Raw genomic sequence first — 19,009 nt, forward strand, 5'->3', positions numbered from 1 at the left:
TTGACTCAAAAAAGGTTGATTTTCACCTATCCTTTGAAAAGTTACTAAATTTTGAGGGGTTCTTTCTTATTTAAATGATTGTTTCATCTCTATCAACTACGATCGAACGCAATAGTTCATGTACTTGCTGATCCAAATTCAGTTCAGCCGCTTCAGATCGATAATCGATTTCACACATGATCCAGCCATAATTACGATCTGTTTCAAAAAAATAAGTCGTATAGTTATTTGCTCCATCTTGCCCGTTTTCACTTATTTTGGTTGTTACAATATATTCATTTTTAAACAAATCAGGATGCAACTTCTTCCCATTATTTTGACTAATGCTTTTTCCTTCTTCTTCCATTACTTGGTTTACAAAGTCTGATAAGCTAGATGCATTCCTTGCTTCACTCATAAATAGGGAAATATAAAGCACATCACTAGTAAATGTTTTACTAGATTGTCCCTTGATATTATCTACTGAAAGTAAGGACCCTTCTTCCTCATGAAAATGTTTTGGCAGATCAATTTTAAGCGTTTCGTCTTCATTCGTGACAGATAGCTCGCTGATTCTTACTCGTGTTTCCTGACCAATTTTATCTTGGTATTCTTGTTCCACCTGTTTTTCAAATAACAGTCGACCAGTATCATTCAAGTATTTTTTTGCACCAAAGTAAACGAATGTTCCAACCAATGCGAGTATCAAAATAGTGAAAATTGCCGATTTTATTCTTCTTTTTTTCCTTTTTGCAATAAAATTAGTATTTTTTAGCATTTCCTTTTTATAGTTTGCTGAATGTTTGATTTGGGTAATATCATAATAAAAAAATTGCAGTGGAGATTCTAGCATCTGTTCATCCAACTCATCTGTAAAACCAACTAACAATGTATATTGTCTGATTTTTGATGGAAAGTTTCGAGTATTTTTCTTTTTTAATTTAACGTACAAAGCTTGATCATCTAAAAAATAATAGGCTTGATCATCTTCTTGAATTTCAATTGACTCCATCTTGTGAAAATCACCTGGCAACTGTGCTTTGATTCGTTGAAAATAATTTTCAAAAGCTTCTGCTTTCAGGTAACGAAGTAAGTAGACAACAAGTCCTGCCTCAATCAAAAACAACACGATTAACAACCATTTAACCAATGATTCAGATAAACCGATCCCAACAACCGTTACCAGTAGGATAGCCAGTATGATAAATAAATATTTTTGATAATGTTTCATATATAACTGTCTGATTCCTGACTGGTAATACTCTAAATCATGTTCAACATTCTCTTGAATTTCTTTCATTACTACTCCTCCAAATTTAAAAATTCACTCTAAAATTAGGACATTTGTGTTTTAACACTTAGAATTTGATGTGCTTTGCTCCTTGAAAGCCAAACACTTTTGATCAACTCCAACAAATTTTACGTTAGATCTTATTGTATAAGTGACTGAATTTTAATCTGTCTACTCAATGATCTCTTTAAATATGAAATGACCGACACCACCATCTAAACAGTCTCCGATAATTTTTTGACACTGCTCCTTAACGATTTCTTTGGCATTTCCTACGGCTACTGGAATATCTACAACTTCCAACATCGCTAAATCATTCTCACCATCACCGATACCATAACTTTTTGCTGTTGGAAATTTTCTCATAAATTCTTTGATAGCATTGCCTTTGCTACTTTTTGGATTAACGATTTCTAGGCACTGAATAAAGGAAGAAAAAACGTCCGCAGACTCACTACCTAATAATTCCCGTAATATTTCATGTTCTTCATCACTTGCTTCCATCAATTCTATCTTCATCACCTTAAGTTCTGGATGTTCAGCCAAATAAGTAAATGGATCCTCAACATGCTGACATTGTTCTTTAAAAAACTCTTCTTTAAAATCCATGATTTGCTTTCCTGTATCGCCCATTGATTGAAGTTTTTGTCTCAATGCTAAAATATTCGTTGCGTAATTTTCAACTGCTTTTAAAATAATTCCCTCATTCGTATGGACATGATAAAAAATGTTTCGTGCTTCTAAAATAGCAATGACCCTTTGGCTTTCTTCGATCGTTAGACAATGATTATACTGAATAGGTTGACCAACAAGCTTATACCCGCCGCCATTACTGAAAATAACGTCACACTCGCTTTCTAGTTCATCCATTAATTCTGTCAATTGCGCGTAGCCTCTTCCAGTAATAAAAACAAAATGATCCCCTTGATTTTGTAACGCATAAATTGCGTCATAGTTGATCTGGGGTACTGCACCTCCAATATCTTGAAACGTTCCATCTATATCACAAAAAACAACATTCATCTAATTTACTCCTTTACTTAATAGTCCACTTCTTATGTCGGTGTGTTCAAAGAATCAATCTATCCTTAAGTATTCTCCGCCAGACTGTTTTTTAACAGAAGCTTATTTGATTATCATTTTATTTTAATTCACATATTTGAGTATAGCATAAACGTTTAATGGATGCTTTTTTCTATGAATATTTTTTAACCTCTAAAAAAGCTGAGATATGACTGTACGAGTCATATCTCAGCCTCAAGGAATCCGAATAAACGCTAGGATCAGAAGTAACTCCTTGTTATTCTCGGAGTTAAATATTTTTGCCCCAACCACTTACTTTTTGCTTATTTCATTTCAAACTAGTTAATCCGTATAATCAACAATTGTTGCGTAAATCTCTTTTAATTCTTGTTTGCTATCAAATCCACCCAAAATTGCTTGTGATACCTGCTTTTTCTCTGCTGCTTCTTTATCGTTACTGTAAACAATAGCCTTTGAAGACACTGGTCGTTTGTCGAGTTCTTTATAATCAGCATTAAAATGTTGTATGGCTGTATCTGACTGTTTCTTTGGAAGTTCAATAATTTCTGCACTTTTAGCTAATAATTCAGTAAAATTATCTTTAGGATAGGTTACTTTGTCACCATAAGTCGTCATGGATAATTTTTGAGAAGTCAAACGAACTTCTTTCTTCTCTTTATTAAATGAATATTTTAAATCAACTAACGCAAATACTCGTAACTCGTTGTCTTCATTCAGCGGATAATACGCACGCATTTTTAATTCGTCTCCTGAAGCATACATCGTGTATTCTGGCTCATCAATCTGCATCGTTTTAGTCCCGACATCCTCGATCAGCATCTCTTTGACTTTGAAAATTAAACTGGGAACTTTTACGTCAAATTTAGTTTTTAATAGATCGAATGCTTCTTTTTCAGTGATTTTCGGATAATCAAATGTACCAAATGGTTTCTCTCGTGAATCATGCCAAATTAATTGTTGATGCTCAACTTTTGCGGCCTCTTTTTTAAAAAAACAACCACTGATACTTACGACACACGTAATCAGAGATACCACACAAAGAATAGATTTTTTCATTATTTCTCCCCTGCTTTCTCGGTACCATTTAATACAACAATCGGAATATCTTTAGCATCTTTAAAAATAGTTTTATTAGGAACCAGCAATACATCACCCTCCTCTTTTAATTCGTATAATGACACGCCCTCAAGTGAACCGCCAGCAGGAAGTTCTTCTTCTTTTTGCGCCATCAATTTAGGAATATCTAAGATTGAATTATTCTTCGCTAATCTCCCTTGGGTCAATATTACTCCGTTTTGTGTTACTTGAATCGTTTCATCCCACTTATTCGCTTTTATTGATTGATCTTTCGCTTTATTTGTAACTGTATATCTCAGCGCTAATACTTTTTGATCTGCTTCACCCGTCACATTCATCACACCCGTTAAGGCTAGATTAAGAGTATCGTTTTCAAAGACAATGTTTCCCTCTTCTTCATCTGTTTTCGCGCCTTTATCTTCTATCTCTTTGACTGAACGAGCAGACTCATCAATGATTTTCGCTCGTTTTTCATAATTGCCATCTTTTGCTGAATAATAATTCAATTGAACCATTCCATGAGCTGTTTCAATGTAATACAAATGCAGCCAGTAGTCTCGCTTATTAAAAGTTGTATCCAGCGTATACTTATATCCTTTGTATTTTCCAACGTTAAACTTTTTCATAAAAATATCTGATGCTTTTTTATAATTATACTGTTTTTGTAATTCTTTTCTAATTCGTTCACCAAAATCAGTCCGGTCAATCAAGTCTTTTCTTTCAGCCATAATCATTAAAGTTGAATTACTTTTCGTATCTTTTGCTCCGAATAATGCTTCATTACTATACGTCACTTTATAGTCCAAAGACTTCTCCCACGTACTCGGCAATTGAAAGCTATACGTAATTCCTTTTCCAGTAAATGATTCTTTCTTCTCTGATAGTTTAGCAGAACAACCACTAATAAAAATTAGCAATATGATTACCCAACCGATATATTTTTTATCCATCTTAAACCCCTTTTCCCTGATCATCTTCAATCAATTTTGTTTGCCTAGCTTCTTTGACCATCCACCAGTTGTAAAAGATAAAAAGAATAAGGCAGCAAATGAACAAACCAAATCCGACTTTAAAGCCTTCAGGTAAAAAAACAAGCTTTATTGTGTGTGTTCCTTTAGGCACAGGTAAAGCTAAAAAAGCATCCTTAAAGGTCGGAATTTTTACTTTTTTCCCATCAATATAAGCACTCCAACCTCTATCATAAGGAATTGTAGTCAATACAACTTGTGCTTTCTCTAAAGTTACATCCGCTTTAGCCACTCGTCCTTTTGTTTTAAATGCAACGCCTTTTTTTTGAATTGATTGCACTGATTTTTCAAATACATCCACATCCATAAACATAGCAGTTGGCTTCACTAAATGAACGACACCTTCTCCTGAAAAACTTACTTCAACTTGGATTTTTTTAGCTTTTTCATAATAGCCAAGATTGTAATACTGACCATTTTCTTCAAGACCGGAACGTTGTTCCACCCCATTTACTTTGATGATCGCATCAACATCCATCCCTCTTCCATATAAACTTAGATAAGCTTGTGAACGAGCCGGGACGTTGATTGAATAGGTCATTTTTCGTAATTTATTTGGAATCGTTTTTGAGTAAAAAAGAAATGAGCCTTTGTCTTCAATCTGGACATTTTCTTGCTTGATCATTTCCGCTTCCGAAAAATAAAACAGTTGCTCTTTTTGATTTGATAAATACTGAATCAGTTCAGACTGATTTTTCACAGCATCTTTCTTATAAATTCCTTGATCGGTTAAAATTCCAAGAGGGAGAGTCAAACGGTTTTCGTATAGTTGATGTTTGCCTGCAGTCTCCTTTAATGTAAAACCATATTTTTGCGGATCTTTTTGTGCAATGTTGTACTTGATTCCCAATAAAGCATCCATCACTAAGGTATTATTCGCATATTGTATCGTTAAATTCGTTCCATTCGAGCGAAACCCTAGCGCATCCAAATACATAGACGAATGACGATTACGAATTGAGGAAAACATGGACACTCCGCTATATCCATAAATGAAACTCTCATTTCTAGATATACTATTTAAATTAGCTAAGCGATATAATGTATCATTCTCTTTTTCTGTCGCCTCGACTAATTGATGAACATCCTGATAATTCCGATCATAAGCCATACGTTCTGGATAGTGCCATTCTTGATTGATCCCGGTCACCATTCGTTGTGTATTCATCGTAATTTCACCAATAAAAACAATAAGTAACAAGCACCACCAAAGTCGCTTATTTTTATACCACTTTACACAAATAAACCACATCGAAAGATAAACGAACAAGAATAAAACTGTAGCTACGATCGAGGTTTTATCTAAAAAATCATATCGTTTTCGATTAGCGAAAAAGATAATAGCAATGTACAGTATGATCATTCCCATCACGATATTGACCAACTGATTGGTGTCTTCTTTGGTCACTTTTTCCAATCCAAATCCAGCTAATAATAAGCCTAAAAATGAAAAAAGAAAGCTAAAACGAAATAAAAACATATTGGGTGAGTGAAAACCGTGCCAAAATAAATTGAGTGACTCGATATAGACACTTCCTATCAGTAATAGAAACAAACTGCCATATAACAGTTTATTTTTCAATGGAAATTTAGGACTGATAAAGTAAAATAGGCAAAAAACCAGACCTAACAACCCAAAATAAAGAAACGGTGAACTTCCGAATTTACTTGTATCATAAACACCAACCATTGTTTTAACTGGAATATCCCAAATACCTGTGTCTTTTGTAAAAAAAGTTTGTAACGTTGTTAAGCTCTCTCCGTTATTTTTCAAATCAAATAACGTAGGTAATATGGTGACCATCGAAGCTCCACCTGCTAATAATGAGGTAATCAAATAAGGAATCAAACTATTTTTATACCTTGTTGGATCTGTTAAAAAACGACAGAAAACATAGAGAAATGAAAACACTCCAATCATAAACGCCATATAAAAATTGGATAAAAATAAAAGCAAGTAGCTACTAAATAAGAGTGCTGGTTTTCTGCTATCCATCAAACGATGAATCCCTAAAGTCACTAATGGTAAATAAATCAAGCCATCCAACCACATTTGCTGAGGAGAATATGCAACTGCAAAACCACTTAACGCATAACTAACACTAAGCATCACTTTGCCCCATTGCGCGATCTTAAAGGTTTGATCACTCATGATCCAAAAAGCACCGCCAATAGCACCAAATTTCAATATAATAATCAGATACAGTGCATCAGGTACCTGGCTATTGTCAAAAAAATAAATCAATGGACTAAAAATTCCGTTTAAATAATAAGCCATAAAAGACCAATAATTTAGCCCCAATGATCCATACCATGAATAGAAAAAACTTTGTTTTCCGTGTAAGACATTGTTTAAACTTGCAAAAAAATTAGAGGTTTGCGACAATGCATCACTGGCTAAAATTGTCTTGTCACTGCCTGGATAGATTCCTAAAAGAAAATAGACAAAACACATAATTCCCATAGGTAAAAGAATACTTAAAAGAAAAGCCCAGCCTTTCTGTTTTATCCAATCAATCCTTATCATCTGGTAATTCCTCCTATACATTCACTATTTCATTTGCTATTTTACTCGACCGATTTTAGTCAACGGAAAGTAACGATACGTTACAATACCTTCGATTTGTTTTTCCTTGATCAGACCCATTGTACGGCTATCTTTCGAAGCACTTCGATTGTCTCCTAACACAACATAATTTCCTTCTGGAATCCTGTGCATGTCTCTTAAAGTTTGAAAAACTTCTTTACTGACTATCACTTTTAATGTACTGTCTGGTAACTCCTCTGCGGAAATTTGATTTGCCGTGTTCAATAGCCACTTACCAGCCTTTTGTGGTCTAAGATAAATAGCATTTGACTCTGCCCATATTTGATCTCCTGGAATACCGATGACTCGTTTTACGTAGCTAGATTCATCCGGAATTTCTGGGTCAAACGTAATCACGTCATACCGCTCAGGTAACTGGCCTTTTTTTACAATAATACGATCACTATTTTCTAAAATAGGCTGCATCGATGATCCGGATACTCGATGGGTCTTATGTTGGAATAAAAAGATAAAACAAAAAGAAAGGATTAGCAGAAAAAAAATATCACGTATTTTTATTGTTTGTTTTGTTTTAATACATTGCTTTTTCAGGAATTTTACTCTTTTCTCTTTTGAATAATTACGTCGTTTCTTTTTAGTTGAAATTCTTTTTTTTGTTGCTTGCGGATGCGTGCTCTTTGTAGACACCTATTGCCCTCCCACTATGTAATGAATTCAAGATTCTTCTTTTAAAATTGCGTCATATGATGAAAAGGAACTATTCTCGCTTTTACAACGCCTAAAATATCTTTTTTTTCGACCCAACCAAACTCGCGACTATCCGCTGCATAATGGCGATTATCTCCCAATACAAAATAGCAGTCTTTGGGCAATGTTCTTACTCCAGTTAAAGCCGCCAACGTAAAATCTTCTGTTAATAAACGTTTTTCTTTGCTTGCTTCACTAATCTCATTTTTTAAAAAACGTTCTACTACTGACCTTTTATCAATCAACAATTGATCATTTTCGTAAACTATTTCTTCTTCTGGTAACCCAATCACTCTTCTAACCATTATTTGTTTTGTATCTGGTTGTTTAAGGTAGACTAAATCAAATCGCTTAATTCGACTACGTTTGCTAACAAAAATACGATCCCCATCATTCAAAGTCGTTGTCATTCCGTAACCATTGACTGAGGGCATACTAAAAAATAACTCTTGCAAGATAAAAAAAAGAGCTAGCATTAGAAAAAAGCTGACACCGATTTCTTTATAAAATTGGTGTCTTTGCTTTTTTCGTTTTTTTAACGTTCTTTTTGTCTTTTTCTTTTTAAATTGGACCTGTTTTGATTGAGCAGGTCTTTTTTTCTTTGAAGAAATTCTGTTAATTTTCGCTGTCTCAGCAAAATCACTCTTCTTTTTTATTGGTTGTTTTCGTTTTAATTGCTGATTTTTCTCTTTTTGTTTTTTCTTAGACGATCTCTTCTTAGATGTTGTATTCGCTTGTTTCATCTTGAGACTCCTAATTTTTTTGTTTCAGTGCCGACTCGTTGACTTTAAAGTAACTGAAGACGGCTTTTTGTCGTTCATTGATTCTTTCGACATCTTTTAGATAGCCGTCGATCGTCTCTTGCTGTTCTAATTGTGTCTGGCTTAAAGTAGATAAGTTTAACCCAACGTTTTTCATAGATACATAATAACGAGTCAATAACTTTGCACCTTCCGTTGATAAGCCTCCTGATACAGGCCGATTTCCGTATGAGACTAACAAGGCACTGACTTCTTGAAATTGCGGATAGACTTTTTCAGCACTGCCACCTTCTTTGATCGTTATCATTTTCTCTTTTAAATCTTCTGTTAATAGATACCCCTGAACAACAATTTTTGCATCTTCTGATGTTAGATTGGTCAACTGGTAGTATCGTGCATAAAATGCGCTGCCTGCTGAAATAAACATCACAACGAACAAAATAAAAACTTTAGTAGCATAGCGTTTCTTTCGTATTTCTAACGATTTCCTTGCACGCAACCATTTTTTTCTTTTCATTTTATTTTTAGGTCGCTTGTGCCATTGTTTCTTTCTTAATTCCTTTTTGATTGAAAAGAAATAAAAAAGACAAAAAAGCAACAGTAAAAAACAGAGGATCGCAAAAGAAAGTAAACCAATAAAAAACCAATCTAATAAAACCACTCTTTCGATCTCCTTTCTTATTTACGCTTTTTCTTTCCTCTCTTTTTACTATTCTTTTTCTTATTCATGCTACGAACGATAAAGAAAATAGCCAAGAACGTAACAAAGACACCGCCTACGATCAGTGCAATCAACTTCCAATCAATTCCTCTTTCTTGAATCAATGTGACATCTTGTGCGTTGTATTTATCAGCCTCTTCATTTGTGATTTTAAATGCTTTGTCAAACGTCCATTTTTCTTCACCACTTGTGACAACAATATGAGCCTTGTAATCACCCGCTTCCATCTGATCTCCATTCATCTCTAAAGGAAAATCAATCATTGAGTTGGGTGCCATCCGCATATCTGCTCGTTTTATATCGTATAAAACAGCCTCTGATCCTTTTTTGGTCACTTCCATTTCAACTGTCATATTATTGACAAAATCAGCACTTGTATTTGAAAAATTAGCAAAAATACTATTACGATAGTTAGCCAAGCCAGCATAGACCTTATTCAAACTTAACTCTGGTTTTATTACAGTATCTGATTCACTCAATACCATACCAATAACAAAGGCATATTCATTGATGACCCCTGTTGCTTTTTTATTTTCTTCTTCTTCTTTTTTCGTCGGTTTAGATTTTAAGTGGATCCCTCCAACAATTTTTCCAATATAATTGGTTTCAGGCATACTGATTTCTATATTTAATGGACGAGTTTCATTAGGTCCTAAGGTCATTTCTTTGGGCCCTTTGACTAGATCTTTAAAATCATATTTTAATGACGCATCGTTTTTTATGGCACTTGGTCCGAATTCTAAAACACCGTTTGAATTTGTTTTTGCGCCATTTAAACCAACTTCAATGGTTTGTTCCTCATCTGCGCGATTTGACAACATAACTTGCACTGTTTGCTTTTGCCCAGGTTGCATAAGTAAATTAAAATACTCAAAATCTCCTTGCTGATTTTCTGGTTTTACCGTTTCATACGTAAACTGTAAATTCGCATGTGCTGGTGTAGAAAATCCAAGAAGCGCCACTATGTATAGACTAAAAAAAAGCCCTATGCCGATTCGTTTCTTCATTTGATCATTTTGTCCTTTCTTGTTCTCTCAATAAATAGAGGATGGGACAGAAGAGTTTAACTCCGAGAATCAAGTAGGTATTTGTGCAAAACACAGTTCCAGCTTATTTCCGAAGGCGTTGCTTCTGCCCCCCCATTTATTCTGATTCCGTGTGACCGAGGTATGACTCACAGAGTTATGTCTCGGTCACTTACTTACAATAGTTTTTTGCTTATGGTTTTGGCGTTGCTTCAAGTGTCCAAGTGATTTTCGCAACGTATTTACCATTCATGATTTCTTCAGCTTGGTTTGCTGGAAGATCTAATTTAACAGACTCGTTTGCTGGTTGTGTATCGTCCAAAGCATCACCAAAGTAAACAGCATAACGTCCGCGTCCTTTTGTTTCTTCCGTATTTTTGAATACTAATTCTGAACCCGTTTCATTCACTTTTGCTGCCTTGTTAAGCCCTGTAGAAGAAGGTTTTAACGATTCATTATCTTTATCCGCTACTAGGTTTGCGTTACCATATGTGATTTGAGCACCTTTAATATTTCTAACTTTCCCTTTTTCAGTGTCGTTAAATTGGAAGTTTTGAGAAATAACAGCTTTCAATTCATAACCATGGTCATCTACTTGGCGATCATCTTTAAATTGTACCCAGTTTGCACGATTGTCTACTTCATTTGTCATACCAGCATTTGCTTTAGTTGGTTGAGCCCATGACGTTACTGCTCCGGTTGTCGCTGATTGCGAATTAAACACTAATTTAGACATTCCTTGTACTAAGAATGGTCCATCTAGTAACGCTGTTGAATCAGTGTCGATTGTTGATTGGCTAGTATAATCTGGTGGTACAACACCTGAAGAATCATATGAACCATATGTTTTACTTGTGAATTCGATTTCTCCTTCTCCAACTCCTGGTGCTGCTGGGTCTGCGGCTTTTGTTACTCCTGGAGCTGTTGCTGCTACCGCTACTGCTGCTAGTAACGCTGTACCAGCTAATTTGTGTGTTAATTTCATTTGTGTTTCCTCCTAGTTTTGTGTTTTATCTATGGTAACTCGGCTAATATCCAAGTTAACACCGTGGAATAAGCACCTGTTTGTTTTTCTGTTTCTTTTGGAACAGAAAGAGTGATCGCTTGATTACTGTAAACAGGCTTTTTGAAGGTTGGGTCTTCTATTTCTTTACCAGAAGAATCCAATCGTTGTTCTAATGAATTTGGACGATCATTTTTATTTTCTTTTGATGCCCCAAAGATGATGCTCCATGTCCCAGAACCTTTTTCAGGCTGAGCTTGTGCCAAATTATAAGTATCTCCAACATTACTCATATGAATTACTTCTTTGGAAACACTGGGTGAAAGTGAAGCATCTTTTGTTGAGTTCGTCCATATTTGATCTAATGAAATCACTGCGCCTTTTAGTTCTACGCCTTGTTTTATCGCATGCTTAAATTGCTGTTCTTGTCTAACTTGTAAGGTCCAGCCAGTGGGATCATCACGATAATCGGATACTTGGATAAAATTCCCCCTAGCACCTGTATCGTCGTGGAATAATTGAGCATTCACAGGAAATACAGCTGTTTTATCTAAAATTGGCACTGTACTAAAGTTTAATTTAGGTACAAAATCAATCCGTAAGTCTCCTTTTGTTTGTGGAGTTTCACCGGGATCAACCTGTACTTCTGGATTTTCTGGATCTCGAATGATGGAGTTGTTTTCTTTAAACCGTTTAAGATCAATTTCAGCTCCACCTTCGCGAGATTCTTGTGCTTGTACTTGATCAAATTGTCCGTAAGATAATAGCACGGTGCCAAGAAATACAATCGCAAATGCTATTTTTTTCATTGGCTTTGACCGTCCTTCCCGTCAGTGGCATTCCTTCTTTTTAATAGATAAAAAGCAAATACGATCAAGACTAGAACAAATCCGCTTACGGATAGACTTCTTACGACCAATTCCCCTGTTGAAGGGAACTTACCCACAGGTTTTTTTATTGATTCTTCGCTAGAGCCACTTGTTATCGATGACGTCTGGGAACTTTCTGTTGTAAAAACAATTTCTCCATTCGTTTGCACAGCAGCTTGCGCTCCATAAACCGAAGTAGACTTTACAGTAAAAAGACAGCCTACAAAAACAAGAAAAACCAGAGCAACACTAATGTTTATTTTTTTCATGATCAATTGATTGTCTCTCCTTTGCTTTTAAGGCGTTGCATTTACTGTAAATTCGATTTTTGCTTGATACTTTCCTAGTGTTTTAACAGTATCTCCAGGTACATCCAACTTAAATCCTTTGCCATTTGAATTCCAGGTTTTGCTCACATCATATTCATTACTTGTTGTATGTTCATCTACCAACAAATCACGTTTTTCTGTAAGATTGAATTTTTTTTCTTCATCTGTACCGTCGTTATAGCGTAGAATATCCGGGATAATCTTTTTAGTCCCATCTGTTTCAGTTAAGGTAAAATCTTGTGTAAGCTTTGCTGACAATGTCCATTTCTGCTTGACTGCTCGGGTATCTTTGATGATCAATGCTTTATCAAGTTGAGCTTCGTTCACTCGAATCGCTTTATAACTTGCCTCTTCAATCCCAAAATCCAGAATAGTTGGGCTTGAAAAGAGGAATAAAGTTCCTTCAAATTCATACTCTATCGTATTACCATTAGCAGAAAGATTAAATTCTTCTATTGGTGTATTGGTCTGTTTATATCCAGCTTCTTTAATTGCATCAAGTGTACCTGTAACTTGTTTGATATTCTTCAAGTTAATTGGCGCACCAATCATTTGAGTTGAATCAACATAATCGGGGTATTTATCTGTCATATAACTGCCATTAATTTTGTATTTGACCCGTAACTCGGCGGCTGTTGGGACAATGGTTACTTTTACCTCGATATCTTTTGTAACGTTTTTAGCTGTTGTTAATGTTAACCATAAAGTCGTATCTCCAAGCACTGATGTATCAGGTAATGTTTTCCCCTTAGTGTAGGTAACACTTATTGGCTGATCGATTAAATTTTCTGTGTCTACACGGATATTCTCTAAAAAGGAATCACCTGGTTGAGGATAGTCAATTGTAAAATTTGCCCCAATTGGTATTTTGATATTTTCTTTAGAATCTGCACTAGGCACCCCTTCATAAAGAACTTTTGATTTTGTTTGTCCCTCAACAATCTTTGAGTCTAACGTATCACTTAATATTCCTCCACTTGAAGTAGTATAAGTATAAGATGCATTGGTTTTTGGTCCTGCAAGTTCAAAAGTCATATAACCATTGTCGGCCCCACTACTTTGATATCCGTAAGTTGTATCATTTTTATTAAAATTAAATGAAGCATTTGTCTTTGCTTTTATCTTGATATCAAATACTTTTCCATTAAAGTTCTCTGCATTAGTAGCCGTTGATAAATCCGCATTTAAGATTAATTTACTTGAGTTGTTTGGCTCTTTATCTATTTTGAATAAGCTAGTCCACTCTTTATCTGTACCATATTCAAAAATCTTAATGGCAGATAAATCGATATCATAAACACTTGGTACTTCAGTTTCGATTTTGAACGAGTCATCTCTATTCTCAATTTTATTATCAGGAATTGTTTGTAGTATTGAATATGTCAGATTCAGATAATCCGCATCGGTATGCGTTGCTTCATTTTTCACGCCATAGACTATCGGCGTAGCTGGTGCTATCCTAGCGAGAGATTGCGTTCCATACATTACAACCATTTGACTTGGTCTAACGCTCGTTGTTGCCGATCTGCGTTCTAGACTTGTATAAAATGTTTTTCCGGAAAAAAGCTGAGTCAAAAGACTTCTTTCACTATTGACTGTTGTATTCGTACCGTAAAGCTCAAGCTTTCCAGCTTTCGGTGTATCTTTCAAATAACCAATCCACGTATCTTTTAACACATATAAATTATTGAAATCCCCATCAAAGTCTGTTGTTACGGCTTTCAAGCCATTGATGTTATTAAAATTCCAAGTACCTTGGAAATTCACTACAGCGCCCGTTTCGTGGTCAAAAAATTCATAATGATAGTCTACTTTGTCTCCAATAGCGTAGGCATCATTGAATCCTGAACTACTTCTTGTCGCACTTCCGAACATTAAAAACATTTCATTCCAGACCTTTATATTGGTTGATGGAATTTCATCCGTTTTGTCTTTGTCGTTATAATTTACCGCCATAAAGTTTACATATGGATATTTTCCAGTCGTCTCATCGGGTGCAATATCCATATCGTCGATCACTAGCTTTAAATCAATGCTTCTGCCATTGTAAAGTCCTGCATTCTTTACCAAAACACTTTTTTCAGGTACAACATTATCAGGACTAAATCGAAATACTTTTGAAGCTTTTGGGTCATTTATTCCTGAACCTGTTTTTACAAGTACATCATTTACCGGATCTTTTAAGCCTTTGACTTCATAACTAACCTCTTTGGTCAGTTTGAACATTGTACCAAAATCTCCTGGGATTTCAGTATCTGTCCCTACCCCATTGGCGATATTAATGCCTGGAGCTAATAAGATATCATTGTAGTTTTCTGGAGCAGCCAGTATGGCTTTATCTTTACTAGTATTTATATAGTAAATTCCAAGTAACATAAAACAGATAACCACGAAAGCTCTCCACTTATTTTTTTTCACTGTTCCACCTCCTCAGCAAACAAATTAAGTTAAACGAATATCATTTACGACTGAAGCAGTTTAATTTATAAGACTGTTGGGAAAATTTTCTGTTGGCTCTCACGAGAAATCAATTTTCTAGTGAAGTCATTCGAAAAAATTTCCCCAACATCATCTAATCGTTATTCATTATTTATACGAATCTTTCATTAAACTGCACTCGTTGACAGCTTTGTGTTTAACACAGAATAACTATGCGCCGCCGCCAACTAGAGAAATTTTCCCGTAGTTTTCTAAAGCAAAATTAGGTGATAGATCTCCTGTTATAGATAAGGTTTTACTGTTACAGATCTTACCAAAGTTCAGTGAAAAGTCTCCGGCATCTAAATAAACTGGTGTGTATTCATATTCACCGCCAGTTTGAGCCCAAGTTGCTACTTCACTTACGTCTGTTGCATTAATTGTTGTATTTGTTGAATAGAATAGTTTTGAATTTGCTTTTTTGTTTGTTACTTCAAAGTTTTCAGGAGCGTTTAAATTGATTACCGCACCTTTATACTCACTTTCAATAACAGCTTTTGTACTGTTACCAGTAACAACTAATTCAGCCCCTTCAGAAACATTTACTTCTGATCCGTAGTACTGTAATTTCATTGTTGCGTAGTTTCCGCCACCACGGCCATTCAAGTGAACTTTACTTCCAGCAGCTAGATTAAATGTTGGTACTTTGTTCACGTAATCTGCACGAGGAATAAATTGGAATGCCACTCCAGCTGCATCAACATCAAGTGAAGCATCTGTACCAACATCTACTTTTTGAACTTTGTCATAAAAAACTGGATAGTAATGGTTAACATTACTTTGTGGTCCAATTTTTACATTTACTTTTGCTTTGTCTCCGATAATTGCTTCACCAGTTGCTTTGCCTTTGATCAAAGCACCGTTGAAGTAGAAAGCTGAAAATTGACCATGGTCTTTATTTGCCGCAATTCCATTATAGGTAGAACCAGCTTTGAATTCTAAATCATGAACCCAAGCATTTTCAGCACGAGTTGTGATAGTGTTTGTGCCATCAAATGTTAATTTTCCTTCACTAAGGTGAACAAAACGAGCACCAGTGTAAGTAACATTTTTCGCTAAAACATCCCAACCGTAACTTGAAGGACCATTACCTGCTCCGCCTGTAAAGAAACGTCCGTCACTGTCTGCACCAACAATATTAGCGTTAGTGATCGTTACTAGATTTTTACCTTTTGTGTTTTGTTTGCCGTAGATAGAGTTGTGAGCTGAATTGATCACGACACCTTTATCCGCATTTCCGTTGATCGTTAAATCACGATTAGGGATATTTGTAATGTTTTTAGTGAATTGAATACTTTGGTTCACATTGATTACAGTGATCGTTGGATTTTTTAATGCTGCTTCAAATTCAGCGATTGTCGCTACTTCTGCTGTTTCCTCCGCTGCATAAGCCACAACCGGACTTCCTGAAATGGTAGTTGGTACTGTCAATACTACTGCTCCTAGTGCAAGGGTCGCTGCCAATGTTAGTAACCCATTTTTCAATACATGTGTTTTTTTCAAATCTTTTTCCTCCCAAAGTTTATATTGTTTACGAAACGACCCAGTTTTCCCCTCCTTTCCAGACAAACAAGCAACGATTGACTCAGCTCATTCATTCTAGCCTGTTTCGCAAATGATTTTCTTAACTGAAATCAAATATCTCCGCATGTCTTTTCCCCCTAAATAATTACTATTTTTTTAAGCTAAACATTTAACATATACCCTTTAGAGCGGATTGTTTTAATGTATTTTGGTTTTTCAATATCTGATTCCAATTTTTTTCGTAAATGAAAGACTAAATTAGATACTCGATATTTTCTATTTCCATAGCTATCATTCCATACATTTTCATAGATATCTTCGTATGTCATTGTTTCGCGGGCATGCTTATGTAAATACTCGATTGTTAGAAATTCTAATTTTGTTAAGTTGACTTCCTCACCATGGTTTAAGCTGACACTTAAATTCTGCGGTATTAACTTAAACTGAACAGATTCACTACTTAATGTATTTTTAGGTGTCACCTGTTGCTTAAATCGCTGCATTAAGTTTCTCATCATCAAAATAGGCTCATCTAACCCATGTTCTTTGTCGAGAACGCCATCCACGCCAAGCTGTAAATAGACAATTCGGTTTGTTCGATTTGTATAGTTAGATGAAGTTAAAATCCAAAGTGGTAACGTCGTTTGCTTGCGTAAATTCATGATTATTTCACAAACCCAATTAAAATTACTTAGCCTATCCACATCGATAATTAAGGTTTCAATATGTTGTAATACGTTATTCTCCTTTTCAAGGAGTTGAACAACTTTTTCCTTTTCAATCAGTTGAATCTGACAATGAAGTGATTCAAATAGTTTTTTATGTTGTTCACTTATTTCATTATTTGATGCAATGTATCCAATCACATACATTGTTGATATCCTCCCTTACCATCATTTTTCTATGTTTTTTAGTTGATTCAATGTTTCGAACTTAATTTTCTACTGATTTTGAAGACTTTAGAGTTTAGAAATTCTAGATTTGCGATTATAATAAGTATACGTTTATTTATTAAGGGCTTAATAAATAGACCAAACGGCGGTGTTTCTAAAAATTGGCTAAACTGATTTTTCTTGAATGTAGTAGTTATAAGAAAAATGCTCGTTTTAGTTCATTTGACAGGGCTTAAAAGTTACATTGACCATTTTTTGACGGCTAAAAAATACTATATATTTGCTAGGTTGAAACTTACTGGTAAAAAAATAGTTCATGTTAAAACGAATGATTCGTTTTAACATGAACTATTTTTTTATTTAGGATGAAACAAATGCCGTTCTTAATTTATTATCAATTACTGAAACCGCTGCTTTTCTATTTTCCCAAAGAGAGTCTGTGTAAGTATCTAAGGTCAGTTTTATTGAAGCATGTCCTAGTAATTTACTTAATGTCGCAATATCGATCCCTTGCTCAACGCACCTTGTAGCGAATGTATGACGCAAAATATGAAAATGAACCGATCGAATGCCAGCTTCTTCAATGATTTTTCTAAATCGATAACTGATAACTCTAGGCTCAGCATAACTCTCTTTGCAAGAAATCACATATTCAGAAGTAATACTTTTCTGCTTATCCAATAGGTAGTTTTTCAAATTTTTGGCTAAAGGAATCGAACGCTTAGAGCTTTTCGTTTTTGGCTCTGCCAAAATGATCTCTGTTTTATTGCTGTTTGTTGTGCTAGGAATTCTATAAAGTGTCCTTCTTATATAAATAATATTTTTTTCAAAGTCGATATCACTCCACTTTAATCCACTGATTTCGCCGATCCTCAAACCTGTATATAATGCTAAAATAACCGCTGAACAGTTTGCCTCTCTCAAGGCAACTTGCTCGATTTTTTCTTGTTCTTTCATACTAAGTGCTGATATTTCTGAATTTTTCGTTGCTGCCAAAAATAGATTTTTACATGGATTAGACAGTATGTAATTTTCAATACAAGCTTTGTTCATCGCACTTTTTAGTACAGTTATAATCGAATGGATAGTCGAAGGAGATAAATCCAATTGAGTGAGATAGTTAGCAAATTCTTCTACGTCTTGACTTTTCAATTGAGTTAATTGTTTTTTTCCTAGAAACGGAATAATGTATTTGTCGATACGCAAACGATAACTTGAATAAGTAGAACGCTTAATTTTCTTTTGCATCAATACATTCAACCAATGATTTAACCAATTTTCAACTGTGCCTTTGTACACGTTGATATTTTTGTGCGAAAAAGAGTATTGAACTTTCAATTCAGCCAATCGTTCTTTTACATGTCTATAGCGTTTCCCATAAATATAGCCATAAATAATTTTACCATGCTCATTTCTCGCTTTCATATATCGGCCTTCCCAACGACCATCCTTTCTTTTATAAATGTTCTCACCTTTTCTGCTCAAAACACGACACCCTTTCCCCAAAAAAATTGACGGCTTATTTGACGGCTAAAAAATATAAAATCATTTTCTAACGAATACTGATTAACCTTTACTGGATAAAATAGGACATAAACAAGAAAAATCATGATAAAATCCATCTATTTTTCACACTACATTCAAAATAGTAGTTAATTATTCTCATTTTTTTATCAATTTTATTAAAAAAAT

General features: G+C 34.8%; 16 protein-coding genes. All 16 read right to left on the bottom strand.

Annotated elements, in window-relative coordinates:
* Window positions 1-70: 70 nt before the first annotated feature.
* Entirely contained in the window at window positions 71-1,279 is a 1,209-nt protein-coding gene (locus IGJ02_RS10500; RefSeq protein WP_430601939.1) for a hypothetical protein, read from the bottom strand.
* Between the two features lie 162 nt (window positions 1,280-1,441).
* Window positions 1,442-2,293, bottom strand: coding sequence for an HAD-IIB family hydrolase (locus IGJ02_RS10505; protein ID WP_430601940.1), 852 nt, complete (start codon window positions 2,291-2,293; stop codon window positions 1,442-1,444).
* Between the two features lie 342 nt (window positions 2,294-2,635).
* A complete protein-coding gene (locus IGJ02_RS10510) occupies window positions 2,636-3,370 on the bottom strand; it encodes a hypothetical protein (protein ID WP_430601941.1) in 735 nt (244 codons plus the stop codon).
* Window positions 3,370-4,341, bottom strand: coding sequence for a DUF5067 domain-containing protein (locus IGJ02_RS10515; protein WP_430601942.1), 972 nt, complete (start codon window positions 4,339-4,341; stop codon window positions 3,370-3,372). Before IGJ02_RS10515 ends, IGJ02_RS10510 begins: the two co-directional genes overlap by 1 nt.
* A gap of 1 nt (window position 4,342) precedes the next feature.
* Window positions 4,343-6,946, bottom strand: coding sequence for a YfhO family protein (locus IGJ02_RS10520; RefSeq protein WP_430601943.1), 2,604 nt, complete (start codon window positions 6,944-6,946; stop codon window positions 4,343-4,345).
* A gap of 36 nt (window positions 6,947-6,982) precedes the next feature.
* Complete coding sequence (lepB, locus tag IGJ02_RS10525) at window positions 6,983-7,654, bottom strand: signal peptidase I (protein ID WP_010763269.1); 672 nt, start codon at window positions 7,652-7,654, stop codon at window positions 6,983-6,985.
* 41 nt (window positions 7,655-7,695) lie between these two features.
* A complete protein-coding gene (gene lepB, locus IGJ02_RS10530) occupies window positions 7,696-8,457 on the bottom strand; it encodes a signal peptidase I (protein WP_430601944.1) in 762 nt (253 codons plus the stop codon).
* Window positions 8,458-8,467: 10 nt separating this feature from the next.
* Window positions 8,468-9,136 carry a hypothetical protein gene (locus IGJ02_RS10535; RefSeq protein ID WP_430601945.1) on the bottom strand — a complete coding sequence of 223 codons (669 nt, stop codon included), beginning with the start codon at window positions 9,134-9,136 and terminating at the stop codon, window positions 8,468-8,470.
* Window positions 9,137-9,153: 17 nt separating this feature from the next.
* A complete protein-coding gene (locus IGJ02_RS10540; RefSeq protein ID WP_010763266.1) occupies window positions 9,154-10,203 on the bottom strand; it encodes a DUF916 and DUF3324 domain-containing protein in 1,050 nt (349 codons plus the stop codon).
* A gap of 211 nt (window positions 10,204-10,414) precedes the next feature.
* Window positions 10,415-11,206, bottom strand: coding sequence for a WxL domain-containing protein (locus IGJ02_RS10545; RefSeq protein WP_430601946.1), 792 nt, complete (start codon window positions 11,204-11,206; stop codon window positions 10,415-10,417).
* A 29-nt stretch (window positions 11,207-11,235) separates the two neighbouring features.
* Complete coding sequence (locus IGJ02_RS10550) at window positions 11,236-12,033, bottom strand: WxL domain-containing protein (protein WP_010763264.1); 798 nt, start codon at window positions 12,031-12,033, stop codon at window positions 11,236-11,238.
* Window positions 12,030-12,362: an LPXTG cell wall anchor domain-containing protein gene (locus IGJ02_RS10555; protein WP_430604100.1), complete on the bottom strand. Its 333-nt coding sequence runs from the start codon at window positions 12,360-12,362 to the stop codon at window positions 12,030-12,032. The genes IGJ02_RS10550 and IGJ02_RS10555 overlap by 4 nt, the downstream gene beginning before the upstream one ends.
* A 27-nt stretch (window positions 12,363-12,389) precedes the next feature.
* A complete protein-coding gene (locus IGJ02_RS10560; protein ID WP_430601947.1) occupies window positions 12,390-14,840 on the bottom strand; it encodes a hypothetical protein in 2,451 nt (816 codons plus the stop codon).
* 231 nt (window positions 14,841-15,071) lie between these two features.
* Window positions 15,072-16,403 (bottom strand): pectate lyase-like adhesive domain-containing protein, encoded by a 1,332-nt coding sequence (locus tag IGJ02_RS10565; RefSeq protein WP_010763261.1) that lies wholly within the window; start codon window positions 16,401-16,403, stop codon window positions 15,072-15,074.
* Window positions 16,404-16,585: 182 nt separating this feature from the next.
* Window positions 16,586-17,296 (bottom strand): winged helix-turn-helix domain-containing protein, encoded by a 711-nt coding sequence (locus IGJ02_RS10570; RefSeq protein WP_010763260.1) that lies wholly within the window; start codon window positions 17,294-17,296, stop codon window positions 16,586-16,588.
* A 381-nt stretch (window positions 17,297-17,677) separates the two neighbouring features.
* Complete coding sequence (locus tag IGJ02_RS10575; protein WP_010763259.1) at window positions 17,678-18,742, bottom strand: tyrosine-type recombinase/integrase; 1,065 nt, start codon at window positions 18,740-18,742, stop codon at window positions 17,678-17,680.
* Between the last annotated feature and the right edge of the window lie 267 nt (window positions 18,743-19,009).

Origin of the sequence: Enterococcus sp. DIV0724b, from assembly GCF_050531475.1 — a bacterium.
Lineage (GTDB): Bacteria > Bacillota > Bacilli > Lactobacillales > Enterococcaceae > Enterococcus_L > Enterococcus_L haemoperoxidus.

Excerpts from the sequence above, each read along its gene's own strand:
- IGJ02_RS10555 (WP_430604100.1), bottom strand. The coding sequence starts at position 12,362 with ATGAAAAAAATAAACATTAGTGTTGCTCTGGTTTTTCTTGTTTTTGTA.
- lepB (WP_430601944.1), bottom strand. The coding sequence starts at position 8,457 with ATGAAACAAGCGAATACAACATCTAAGAAGAGATCGTCTAAGAAAAAA.
- IGJ02_RS10510 (WP_430601941.1), bottom strand. The coding sequence starts at position 3,370 with ATGAAAAAATCTATTCTTTGTGTGGTATCTCTGATTACGTGTGTCGTA.
- IGJ02_RS10520 (WP_430601943.1), bottom strand. The coding sequence starts at position 6,946 with ATGATAAGGATTGATTGGATAAAACAGAAAGGCTGGGCTTTTCTTTTA.
- IGJ02_RS10505 (WP_430601940.1), bottom strand. The coding sequence starts at position 2,293 with ATGAATGTTGTTTTTTGTGATATAGATGGAACGTTTCAAGATATTGGA.
- IGJ02_RS10575 (WP_010763259.1), bottom strand. The coding sequence starts at position 18,742 with ATGAAAGCGAGAAATGAGCATGGTAAAATTATTTATGGCTATATTTAT.
- IGJ02_RS10550 (WP_010763264.1), bottom strand. The coding sequence starts at position 12,033 with ATGAAAAAAATAGCATTTGCGATTGTATTTCTTGGCACCGTGCTATTA.
- IGJ02_RS10540 (WP_010763266.1), bottom strand. The coding sequence starts at position 10,203 with ATGAAGAAACGAATCGGCATAGGGCTTTTTTTTAGTCTATACATAGTG.
- IGJ02_RS10515 (WP_430601942.1), bottom strand. The coding sequence starts at position 4,341 with ATGGATAAAAAATATATCGGTTGGGTAATCATATTGCTAATTTTTATT.
- IGJ02_RS10545 (WP_430601946.1), bottom strand. The coding sequence starts at position 11,206 with ATGAAATTAACACACAAATTAGCTGGTACAGCGTTACTAGCAGCAGTA.
- IGJ02_RS10500 (WP_430601939.1), bottom strand. The coding sequence starts at position 1,279 with ATGAAAGAAATTCAAGAGAATGTTGAACATGATTTAGAGTATTACCAG.
- IGJ02_RS10570 (WP_010763260.1), bottom strand. The coding sequence starts at position 17,296 with ATGTATGTGATTGGATACATTGCATCAAATAATGAAATAAGTGAACAA.